We start from the raw sequence: 10,953 nt of genomic DNA, 5'->3' as shown, positions 1-10,953 counted from the left end.
GCGACGAGCTTGAGGGTGCATGCTTCGCCACGTTCATCAAATACACCTCATAAGCCTTTGTCACAAAAGACAATGCATGCTCAAATTGCGTCGCAGGTTTGGTCTGCTTGGCTATCCTTGAACATGGGGTTCGAAGCATGGCATCGAACGCGCAAACCCGTACAATGCCGGGCTGTTACAGAATATTCGCAGTGTGCCGTGTTTATAAAAGACCGGGCGCAGTGTTAAAAGTAGTCTCAGTTGCGCCCGTCAATTTTTTACCTGCCTGGATTGGGCAGTTTTTTATCGTCATTCAATAGATGGACGCGCCGCTAGCGCAGGAAAAGAAGCGTTTTGAAGAAATCCACTGCAGCACCAAAAACAGTCGTCCCGCTCTGGCGTCAGCAATTGCACTACCGGCTCAAGGAAGGTGCATTGATCGCCATCGGCGCTCTGTGCCTGTTCCTGATGATGGCCTTGCTGACCTACGGCAAGGACGATCCGGGCTGGAGCCACAACAGCAAGATCGACGACGTGCAGAATTTCGGCGGCCCGGCGGGCTCCTACAGCGCCGACATCCTGTTCATGGTGCTGGGTTACTTCGCGTATATCTTCCCGTTGCTGCTGGCGATCAAGGCGTATCAGATCTTCCGTCAGCGCCACGAGCCATGGCAGTGGAGCGGCTGGCTGTTTTCCTGGCGCCTGATCGGCCTGGTGTTTCTGGTGCTGTCCGGCGCGGCGCTGGCGCACATTCATTTTCATGCGGCCACCGCATTGCCGGCCGGCGCAGGCGGGGCGCTGGGCGAAAGCCTCGGTGACCTGGCCCGCAACGCCCTGAACATTCAGGGCAGCACATTGCTGTTCATTGCCCTGTTCCTGTTCGGCCTGACCGTGTTCACCGACCTGTCGTGGTTCAAGGTGATGGATGTCACCGGCAAGATTACCCTCGACCTGTTCGAACTGTTCCAGGGCGCGATCAATCGCTGGTGGTCGGCGCGTACCGAGCGCAAGCAACTGGTGGCGCAACTGCGTGAAGTCGATGACCGGGTGCACGACGTGGTCGCACCGACCGTCACCGACAAGCGCGAGCAGGCCAAGGTCAAGGAGCGCCTGATCGAGCGCGAGCAGGCCCTGAGCAAACACATGTCCGAGCGCGAGAAGCAGGTTCCGCCGGTCATCGCCCCGGCCCCGGTCAAGGCGCCGGAGCCGAGCAAGCGCGTGCAGAAAGAGAAGCAGGTGCCGTTGTTCGTCGACAGCGCCGTGGAAGGCACCTTGCCGCCGATTTCGATCCTCGATCCTGCGGAAAAGAAACAACTCAACTATTCGCCCGAGTCCCTGGCAGCGGTCGGCCACTTGTTGGAGATCAAGCTCAAGGAGTTCGGCGTCGAAGTCACCGTGGACTCGATCCATCCGGGCCCGGTCATTACCCGTTACGAAATCCAGCCGGCTGCCGGTGTGAAGGTCAGCCGTATCGCCAACCTGGCGAAAGACCTTGCACGTTCGCTGGCGGTGACCAGTGTGCGGGTGGTGGAAGTGATTCCGGGCAAGACCACCGTCGGTATCGAGATCCCCAACGAAGACCGCCAGATCGTGCGCTTCTCCGAAGTGCTGTCGACGCCCGAGTACGACAACTTCAAATCGCCGGTCACCCTGGCCCTGGGCCACGACATCGGCGGTAAACCGGTCATCACCGACCTGGCGAAGATGCCGCACCTGCTGGTGGCCGGTACCACCGGTTCCGGTAAGTCGGTGGGCGTGAACGCGATGATCCTGTCGATCCTGTTCAAGTCCGGCCCGGACGACGCCAAGCTGATCATGATCGACCCGAAAATGTTGGAACTGTCGATCTACGAAGGCATTCCGCACCTGCTGTGCCCGGTCGTGACCGACATGAAGGACGCTGCCAACGCCCTGCGCTGGAGCGTTGCCGAGATGGAGCGTCGCTACAAGCTGATGGCGAAGATGGGCGTGCGAAACCTGTCCGGCTTCAACGCCAAGGTCAAGGAAGCCCAGGACGCCGGCGAGCCGTTGAGCGATCCGCTGTACAAGCGCGAAAGCATCCACGACGAAGCGCCGCTGTTGCAGAAGCTGCCGACCATCGTTGTGGTCGTGGACGAATTCGCCGACATGATGATGATCGTCGGCAAGAAGGTTGAAGAACTGATCGCCCGTATCGCCCAGAAGGCGCGTGCGGCCGGTATCCACCTGATCCTCGCGACCCAGCGTCCGTCGGTGGACGTGATCACCGGTCTGATCAAGGCCAACATCCCGACACGCATGGCGTTCCAGGTTTCGAGCAAGATCGACTCCCGGACCATCATCGACCAGGGCGGTGCCGAACAACTGCTCGGCCACGGTGACATGCTCTACATGCCGCCGGGCACCAGCCTGCCGATCCGGGTTCACGGCGCCTTCGTTTCCGACGATGAAGTGCATCGGGTGGTGGAAGCCTGGAAACTGCGCGGCGCGCCGGAATACAACGACGACATCCTCAACGGCGTCGAAGAGGCGGGCAGTGGTTTCGAAGGCAGCAGCGGCGGCGGTGACGGTGACGATCCGGAAGCCGACGCGCTGTACGACGAAGCCGTGCAGTTCGTGCTGGAAAGCCGTCGTGCCTCCATTTCCGCTGTACAGCGCAAGCTGAAGATCGGCTACAACCGTGCCGCGCGCATGATCGAAGCCATGGAAATGGCCGGCGTCGTGACGTCCATGAACACCAACGGTTCCCGCGAAGTCCTGGCCCCTGGCCCGGTGCGCGACTGATTCAAATGCAATGGACGGTGCATGAGGCGCCGTCCACTTTCCCACGCGTATTCAAGAGGACTCCCATGCGTCTTATCCGCATGCTGCTGCCGGTACTGGCTCTGACCACCCTCACGGCTCACGCCGATGACAAGGATGTGGCTCGCCTGACCCAATTGCTGGAAACATCCAAGACCCTGACGGCCAATTTCTCCCAGCTGACCCTCGACGGCAGCGGCACCCAGTTGCAGGAAACCACCGGCGACATGACCCTGCAGCGCCCGGGCTTGTTCTACTGGCACACCAATGCGCCGGCCGAGCAGACCATGGTCTCCGACGGCAAGAAAGTCACCCTGTGGGACCCGGACCTGGAGCAGGCCACCATCAAGAAACTGGACGAGCGTCTGACCCAGACACCGGCCCTGTTGCTGTCCGGTGACGTATCGAAGATCAGCCAGAGCTTCGACATCACTGCTAAAGAGGCGGGCGGCGTGATCGACTTCACCTTGAAGCCAAAAACCAAGGACACCCTGTTCGACAGCCTGCGTCTGTCGTTCCGCAACGGTCTGGTCAATGACATGCAACTGATCGACAGCGTCGGCCAGCGCACCAACATCCTGTTCACCGGGGTGAAGGCCAACGAAGCGGTCCCGGCCTCGAAGTTCAAGTTCGACATCCCCAAGGGTGCCGATGTGATCCAGGAATAAACACAGAGGTTTCAACGCTACGTGATGGATCTGTTTCGCAGTGCGCCGATTGCCCAGCCACTGGCCGCCCGCTTGCGGGCGACCAATCTGGATGAGTACGTCGGTCAGGAACACGTGCTCGCTCGCGGCAAACCACTGCGCGAAGCGCTGGAGCAGGGCGCCTTGCATTCGATGATCTTCTGGGGCCCGCCGGGCGTGGGGAAGACCACCCTGGCTCGGCTGCTGGCGGAAGTCTCGGATGCGCACTTCGAAACGGTCTCGGCCGTGTTGGCTGGCGTCAAAGAGATCCGTCAGGCGGTGGAAATCGCCAAGCAGCAGGCCGGCCAGTACGGCAAGCGCACGATCCTGTTTGTCGATGAAGTGCACCGCTTCAACAAGTCCCAGCAGGATGCGTTTCTGCCGTACGTTGAAGACGGCACGCTGATCTTCATCGGCGCGACCACCGAAAACCCGTCCTTCGAATTGAACAATGCATTGCTGTCGCGGGCGCGAGTCTATGTACTCAAGAGTCTCGACGAAGCGGCGTTGCGCAAACTGGTGCACCGCGCGCTCACCGAAGACCGTGGCCTGGGCAAACGTCATCTGACCCTCAGTGATGAAGGCTTTCAGATGTTGCTGTCTGCCGCCGATGGCGATGGCCGGCGTTTGCTCAACCTGCTGGAAAACGCCTCGGACCTGGCCGAAGACAACAGCGAGATGGGTACCGAGCTGCTGCAAAGCCTGCTCGGCGACACTCGCCGGCGTTTCGACAAGGGCGGCGAAGCGTTCTATGACCAGATTTCCGCGCTGCACAAATCGGTGCGCGGTTCGAACCCGGACGGCGCGTTGTACTGGTTCGCGCGGATGATCGATGGCGGCTGCGATCCGCTGTATCTGGCCCGCCGCGTGGTGCGCATGGCCAGCGAAGACATCGGCAATGCCGACCCCCGCGCCCTGAGCCTGTGCCTGGCCGCGTGGGAAGTGCAGGAGCGTCTTGGCAGCCCCGAAGGTGAACTCGCCGTGGCCCAGGCCATCACGTACCTGGCCTGCGCTCCGAAAAGCAATGCGGTGTACATGGGCTTCAAGACCGCGCTGCGCGCCGCCGCCGAACACGGTTCGCTGGAAGTGCCGCTGCATCTGCGCAACGCACCGACCAAACTGATGAAGCAATTGGGTTACGGCGACGAATACCGCTACGCCCATGACGAGCCGGACGCCTATGCGGCCGGCGAAGACTATTTCCCGGAAGAACTCGACCCGATTCCCTTCTACCAACCGGTGCCCCGTGGCCTGGAGTTGAAGATCGGCGAGAAGCTCAACCACCTTGCTCAACTCGATCGTTTAAGCCCCCGGCAGCGGAGAAAATAGTGGTCCCATTGATCGTTGCAGTCTCCGTCGGCGGGGTTGCCGGCACCTTGTTGCGCTTCGCCACCGGCAATTGGGTCAACGCCAATTGGCCGCGGCACTTCTATACCGCGACGCTGGCCGTTAATATCGTGGGCTGCCTGTTGATCGGCGTGTTGTACGGCCTGTTTTTGATACGCCCGGAAGTACCCATCGAGGTACGTGCCGGGTTGATGGTCGGCTTCCTCGGGGGCTGACGACTTTTTCATCCTTTTCACTGGATACGGTGCGTCTGCTGGAAAGCGGGCAAGTGCCGCTGGCCCTGGGCTATGCGGCTATCAGCGTATTCGGCGGGCTGCTCGCAACGTGGGCCGGCCTGTCCCTGACCAAACTTTGATAACGAGAAACCGACATGCTCGATTCCAAACTGTTACGTAGCAACCTCCAGGACGTAGCGGACCGCCTGGCTTCCCGTGGCTTTGCCCTGGATGTCGCGCGCATCGAAGCGCTGGAAGAACAGCGCAAGACCGTCCAGACCCGCACCGAAGCACTGCAGGCTGAGCGTAACGCGCGTTCCAAATCCATCGGTCAGGCCAAGCAGCGCGGCGAAGACATCGCGCCGCTGATGGCGGACGTCGAGCGCATGGCGGGCGAACTGAGCGCCGGTAAAGTCGAGCTGGACGCGATCCAGACCGAACTGGATTCGATCCTGCTGGGCATCCCAAACCTGCCGCACGAATCGGTACCGGTCGGCGAAGACGAAGACGGCAACGTCGAAGTCCGTCGCTGGGGCACCCCGAAAGCCTTCGACTTCCCGGTTCAGGATCACGTGGCTCTGGGCGAGAAATTTGGCTGGCTCGACTTTGAAACCGCCGCCAAGCTGTCCGGCGCACGTTTCGCGCTGCTGCGCGGCCCGATTGCCCGTCTGCACCGCGCACTGGCGCAGTTCATGATCAACCTGCACGTCACCGAGCACGGCTATGAAGAGGCTTACACGCCTTATCTGGTTCAGGCTCCTGCGCTGCAAGGCACCGGTCAACTGCCGAAGTTCGAAGAGGACCTGTTCAAGATCGCTCGCGAAGGCGAAGCCGATCTGTACCTGATCCCGACCGCCGAAGTGTCGCTGACCAATATCGTGGCCGGTGAAATCGTCGATTCGAAACAGCTGCCGATCAAGTTCGTCGCCCACACTCCGTGCTTCCGCAGCGAAGCCGGCGCGTCGGGTCGTGACACTCGCGGCATGATTCGCCAGCACCAGTTCGACAAAGTTGAAATGGTGCAGATCGTCGAGCCGTCGAAGTCGATGGAAGCGCTGGAAGGCCTGACCGCCAACGCCGAGAAAGTCCTGCAACTGCTGGAGCTGCCTTACCGCACCCTGGCGCTGTGCACCGGCGACATGGGCTTCAGCGCGGTCAAGACTTACGACCTGGAAGTGTGGATCCCGAGCCAGGACAAATACCGTGAAATCTCGTCGTGCTCCAACTGCGGCGACTTCCAGGCCCGCCGCATGCAGGCGCGTTTTCGCAACCCGGAAACCGGCAAGCCTGAGCTGGTGCATACCCTGAACGGTTCCGGTCTCGCGGTCGGTCGTACCTTGGTGGCCGTGCTGGAAAACTACCAGCAGGCCGACGGTTCGATCCGTGTACCGGACGTGCTGAAGCCCTACATGGGTGGCCTCGAGGTCATCGGCTAAATGAAATATCTGCCGCTGTTTCACAACCTGCGCGGCAGTCGTGTGTTGGTTGTCGGTGGGGGAGATTGCCTTGCGCAAATCCCGCCTGCTGGCCGATGCCGGTGCGCTGCTGCGGGTGGTCGCACCTGAAATCGAAGCGCAATTGCGCGAACTGGTTGCCGTCAGCGGTGGCGAATGCCTGTTGCGCGGTTACGCCGAGACGGATCTGGACGGTTGCGGGCTGATCATTGCCGCCACCGACGACGAAGCCTTGAACGCACAAGTTTCCGCCGATGCTCATCGGCGTTGCGTGCCGGTCAACGTGGTGGATGCGCCGGCGCTGTGCAGCGTGATCTTCCCGGCCATCGTCGATCGTTCACCGTTGATCATCGCGGTGTCCAGCGGCGGCGATGCGCCGGTGCTGGCCCGGCTGATTCGCGCCAAGATCGAAACCTGGATTCCTTCGACCTACGGCCATCTGGCCGGTCTGGCCGCACGGTTTCGCGATCAGGTCAAAGGCCTGTTTCCCGATGTGCAGCAGCGTCGTGCCTTTTGGGAAGATGTATTTCAAGGGCCGATTGCCGACCGGCAACTGGCCGGGCAGGGCGCCGAGGCCGAGCGTCTGTTGCAGGCGAAGATCGACGGCGAAGCGAGTATTACCACTGGCGAGGTGTATCTGGTGGGCGCAGGGCCGGGTGATCCGGATCTGCTGACCTTCCGTGCCTTGCGCCTGATGCAGCAAGCCGATGTGGTGCTGTATGACCGCTTGGTCGCTCCGGCGATTCTTGAGCTGTGCCGTCGCGATGCCGAGCGGGTTTACGTCGGCAAGCGTCGCGCCGATCACGCCGTGCCGCAGGATCAGATCAACCAGCAACTGGTGGATCTGGCCAAGGCCGGCAAGCGCGTAGTGCGGTTGAAGGGCGGGGATCCGTTCATCTTCGGCCGTGGCGGCGAAGAGATCGAGGAATTGGCGGCCCACGGCATTCCGTTCCAGGTGGTGCCGGGCATCACCGCAGCCAGCGGTTGTGCGGCGTATGCCGGGATTCCACTGACTCATCGCGATTACGCGCAGTCGGTACGTTTCGTCACCGGGCACCTGAAGGACGGTTCCACCGATCTGCCGTGGGCCGACCTCGTCGCGCCGGCGCAGACGCTGGTGTTCTACATGGGCCTGGTGGGGTTGCCGGTCATCTGCGAGCAGTTGATCAAGCATGGGCGTGCGGCCGATACCCCGGCAGCGTTGATCCAGCAGGGCACCACGGTCAATCAGCGGGTCTTCACCGGCACCCTGGCCGACCTGCCGCGTCTTGTGGCGGAGCATGAAGTGCATGCGCCGACACTGGTGATCGTCGGCGAAGTGGTGCAACTGCGTGAGAAACTGGCGTGGTTCGAGGGCGCTCAGGGTCAGGTCTGACTTTGAGGGGATCGTTCCCACGCGGTGGGAACGATCCTGCTCTCAACCTCTGCGCCAAACCCCTTTCCCGCCCAACCGGTCCCGGTCATGGGCAACTTTGAAATCCTGCTTCGGCCCCTTTGGCACAACCCCGGTCGGGTTGATGGTCTTGTGGCTGCCGTAGTAGTGATTCTTGATGTGCTGGAAATCCACGGTCTCGGCAACACCCGGCCACTGGTACATCTCACGCAGCCAGTTCGACAGATTCGGATAATCGCTGATCCGCCGCAGATTGCATTTGAAGTGCCCGTGATACACGGCGTCGAAACGAATCAGCGTGGTGAACAACCGCACGTCCGCCTCGGTCAGGTATTCGCCGGTCAGATAACGGTTGGCGCCCAGCACCTGCTCCAGATGATCCAGTTCGGCAAACACATCGTCGAATGCTTCTTCATAGGCTTTTTGCGAAGTGGCGAACCCGGCGCGATACACGCCGTTGTTCACGGCGGGGTAGATCCGCTCGTTCAGCGCATCGATCTCGCTGCGCAATGGCGCCGGATAGAAGTCCAGATCGTTGCCGGTCAAGTCATCGAAGGCACTGTTGAACATGCGGATGATCTCCGCCGATTCGTTGCTGACGATGCGCTTGAGTTTCTTGTCCCACAGCACCGGCACGGTGACGCGGCCGGTGTAGTCGGCGGTGTCAGCGGTGTAGCGCTGATGCATGAAGTCGAAGTGGTCGAGTTTGTCGCCGGTCGAGCCGAGGTTCTGGTCGAAGGTCCAGCCGTTTTCAAGCATCAGCCAGCTGACGACGGAAACATCGATCAGGCTTTCCAGGCCCTTGAGCTTGCGCAGGATCAGCGTGCGGTGCGCCCAAGGGCAGGCGAGGGAGACGTAGAGGTGATAACGCCCGGCTTCGGCGGCAAAACCGCCTTCACCGCTCGGGCCCGGCTCGCCGTTACGAGTGACCCAGTTACGGCGCTGCGCCTGTTCGCGCTGGAACGCGCCGTCCTTGCTGCTTTCGTACCACTTGTCCTGCCAGCGGCCGTCGACGAGTAAACCCATGATCAAGACTCCAGAAACCAATAATCGTTGGAGTGGAGTCTATTCCGATGAGTTCGAACAAAAAGCGCAAAGATCGGGCGTGAATGATCGGTTAAATCGATTTGTTCCGTGCAGCCCAGTATTGCTCGGCGGTTTCGAACGCCTGTTCCCGGCTTTGGCCAAGGCCACGCAATGCCAACGCCATGGTCGAAATCAGCGCCATTTGCGGGTAGCTGTCGACCACATCGCCGCGCCAGACGGTCTTCAGATGCTCGACATCCAGCGACGCCGGTTTGACGTGACGCTGCGCCGACAACTGCGGCCATTCCTCGTCCCAGCTCTCGCCGCCAGTGGTGCCGTACAAGTGACTGTCGGCATCCGGGTTGATCTCGATTTCGCCGCCGTCGCCCTTGATCACGATCGCCGTATCGCCGAGCAGACCGCTGGCATCGCGGTGCACCGCTTGGTAGCCGGGGTGGAAAATGCTCTGCAAACCGCAACGCGCGCCCAACGGATTGAGAATCCGTGCCAGCGAGTGGATCGGCGAGCGCAGGCCGAGGGTGTTGCGCAGGTCGATCATCCGTTGCAGTTGCGGCGCCCAGTCCACCAGCGGCATGAAGGCCAGGCCACCGTTATCCAGCGCCGCGCCGACCTGTTGCCAGTTGCGGCACAGCGGAATGTTCAGCTCGACGAGCAATTGTTCGGAATACAACCGCCCGGCCGTGTGCGCGCCGCCGCCGTGCATGAAGATGCGCACGCCGTTCTGCGCCAGGCACTTGGCCGCCAGCAGATACCACGGCAGGTGACGCTTCTTGCCGGCATAGGTCGGCCAGTCCAGATCCACGTTCAGCGCTGGCGCCTGCAGGCGTTCACGCAGGGCCTCGGTGAAACCGGCCATTTCCTCGGCGCTTTCCTCCTTGTGCCGCAGCAACATCAGGAAGGCGCCGAGCTGGGTTTCTTCGACGGCTTCGTCGAGCACCATGCCCATGGCTTCCCGGGCTTCCTCGCGGGTCAGGTCGCGGGCGCCGCGCTTGCCCTTGCCGAGGATGCGCACGAACTGGGCGAACGGATGCTCGGCGGGCGTTTCGAGGGTCAGCGCTGGATAGTCGGTCATAGGCAATTCGTCGGTTTGGGCAGGCCCGCCAGTTTCGCGGCGAGTTTGGCAGGGGTGCCTTTGAACAGTCGGTTCAGGTGCAGGCTGTTGCCTTTCTCCGCGCCGAGCTTGAGCGCGGTGTACTTGATCAGCGGCCGGGTGGCCGGCGACAACTGGAATTCGGCGTAGAAGCTGCGCAGCAGTTCGAGGACCTCCCAGTGTTCCGGGCTCAGTTCGATGTCTTCGGCAGCGGCGAGGGCGCTGGCGACTTCTGCCGACCAGTCGTTGAGATCGACCAGGAAGCCGTCCTTGTCCAGTTCGATGGCGCGAGCGCCGACGGTCAGCGCATTCATAACCAGGAATTGACCTTGTCGTGGTGGATCGACAGTTCGACGAAGGCCGGATAATCGATGGCCTCGGCCCAGTCTGGAACCTGCACGGCACGGGCTTGCGCATCTTCGGCCAGCACGAACAGTTTCACCCGGCGGGTTTCCAGCGCACTGAACGGCGCGGTGTCGGGTTGCAGCGCGTAAGCGGCATCACCGCACAGCAGCAGCGCGTCGGCAGTGCCGAGCAGACGCAGGCAACTGGTCAGGCGTTCGTCGCCGAACGGGGAATGAGACAACACATGCAAAGTCGACATCAGAGGGTGATCACCTGGTCGTAACGGTCAATGAGGGCGGTGATTTGCTCGGCGGCCAATGGCTGCGCCTCGTCCAGCGAACGATCGCCGAGGCCGCGAACACTGGCGCTGTCGGCGCAGTAGAACAACTCTTCGACACCGAACATCGGCAGCGCTTGCAGGTTGGCGCTCAGGTCTTTCTGTTGCAGGGCCTTGGCATTTTGCCCGGCGGCCAGTTGCAACACGCCGTCGTCGAGAAACAGCAGGCCGATCGGCAGATCGAAGGCACCGCCGGCCAACACAATGTCCAGCGCTTCACGGGCGCCGGGCCCGGACCATGGCGATTGACGGCTGATGATCAGAAGGGATTTGGCCATG

Annotated in this window: 9 protein-coding genes and 2 pseudogenes; 6 read left to right on the top strand and 5 right to left on the bottom strand. The window is 61.6% G+C overall.

The features are described from left to right. The first annotated feature begins 333 nt into the window (after positions 1–333). From R1A29_RS17325 to cysG, 6 genes and pseudogenes are all read left to right on the top strand, one after another. Positions 334–2,742 (top strand): DNA translocase FtsK, encoded by a 2,409-nt coding sequence (locus tag R1A29_RS17325; RefSeq protein ID WP_438299040.1) that lies wholly within the window; start codon positions 334–336, stop codon positions 2,740–2,742. A 65-nt stretch (positions 2,743–2,807) separates the two neighbouring features. Further along, positions 2,808–3,428, top strand: a complete 621-nt coding sequence (gene lolA, locus R1A29_RS17320; protein ID WP_011334944.1) for an outer membrane lipoprotein chaperone LolA — start codon at positions 2,808–2,810, stop codon at positions 3,426–3,428. A 24-nt stretch (positions 3,429–3,452) separates the two neighbouring features. Further along, positions 3,453–4,775, top strand: a complete 1,323-nt coding sequence (locus R1A29_RS17315; RefSeq protein ID WP_114884005.1) for a replication-associated recombination protein A — start codon at positions 3,453–3,455, stop codon at positions 4,773–4,775. Then, positions 4,775–5,148: pseudogene (gene crcB / locus R1A29_RS17310) on the top strand (fluoride efflux transporter CrcB). Before R1A29_RS17315 ends, crcB begins: the two are co-directional and overlap by 1 nt. Before the next feature lie 15 nt (positions 5,149–5,163). Further along, the gene (gene serS / locus R1A29_RS17305; protein ID WP_085687383.1) at positions 5,164–6,444 is read left to right on the top strand and encodes a serine--tRNA ligase; all 1,281 of its coding nucleotides are present in this window, start codon (positions 5,164–5,166) and stop codon (positions 6,442–6,444) included. Continuing rightward, a pseudogene (gene cysG, locus R1A29_RS17300) lies at positions 6,445–7,837 on the top strand (siroheme synthase CysG). A gap of 42 nt (positions 7,838–7,879) precedes the next feature. On the opposite strand, the gene R1A29_RS17295 reads toward cysG, so the two are convergent. The 5 genes from R1A29_RS17295 to tusC form a co-directional block, all read right to left on the bottom strand. Next, a complete protein-coding gene (locus R1A29_RS17295; protein ID WP_438299039.1) occupies positions 7,880–8,881 on the bottom strand; it encodes a glutathione S-transferase family protein in 1,002 nt (333 codons plus the stop codon). Positions 8,882–8,972: 91 nt separating this feature from the next. Beyond that, complete coding sequence (locus R1A29_RS17290) at positions 8,973–9,974, bottom strand: glycosyl transferase family protein (protein ID WP_438299038.1); 1,002 nt, start codon at positions 9,972–9,974, stop codon at positions 8,973–8,975. After that, positions 9,971–10,306, bottom strand: coding sequence for a TusE/DsrC/DsvC family sulfur relay protein (locus tag R1A29_RS17285; RefSeq protein WP_007958196.1), 336 nt, complete (start codon positions 10,304–10,306; stop codon positions 9,971–9,973). The genes R1A29_RS17290 and R1A29_RS17285 overlap by 4 nt, the downstream gene beginning before the upstream one ends. After that, complete coding sequence (gene tusB / locus R1A29_RS17280; RefSeq protein WP_438299037.1) at positions 10,303–10,596, bottom strand: sulfurtransferase complex subunit TusB; 294 nt, start codon at positions 10,594–10,596, stop codon at positions 10,303–10,305. Before tusB ends, R1A29_RS17285 begins: the two co-directional genes overlap by 4 nt. Continuing rightward, positions 10,596–10,952, bottom strand: coding sequence for a sulfurtransferase complex subunit TusC (gene tusC, locus R1A29_RS17275; protein WP_039767393.1), 357 nt, complete (start codon positions 10,950–10,952; stop codon positions 10,596–10,598). The genes tusB and tusC overlap by 1 nt, the downstream gene beginning before the upstream one ends. Between the last annotated feature and the right edge of the window lies 1 nt (position 10,953).

Source organism: Pseudomonas sp. NMS19W (assembly GCF_051554255.1).
Lineage (GTDB): Bacteria > Pseudomonadota > Gammaproteobacteria > Pseudomonadales > Pseudomonadaceae > Aquipseudomonas > Aquipseudomonas kribbensis.
The sequence above is the reverse complement of the archived record's forward strand: the minus strand, read 5'-3'. Positions and strand labels throughout refer to the sequence as shown.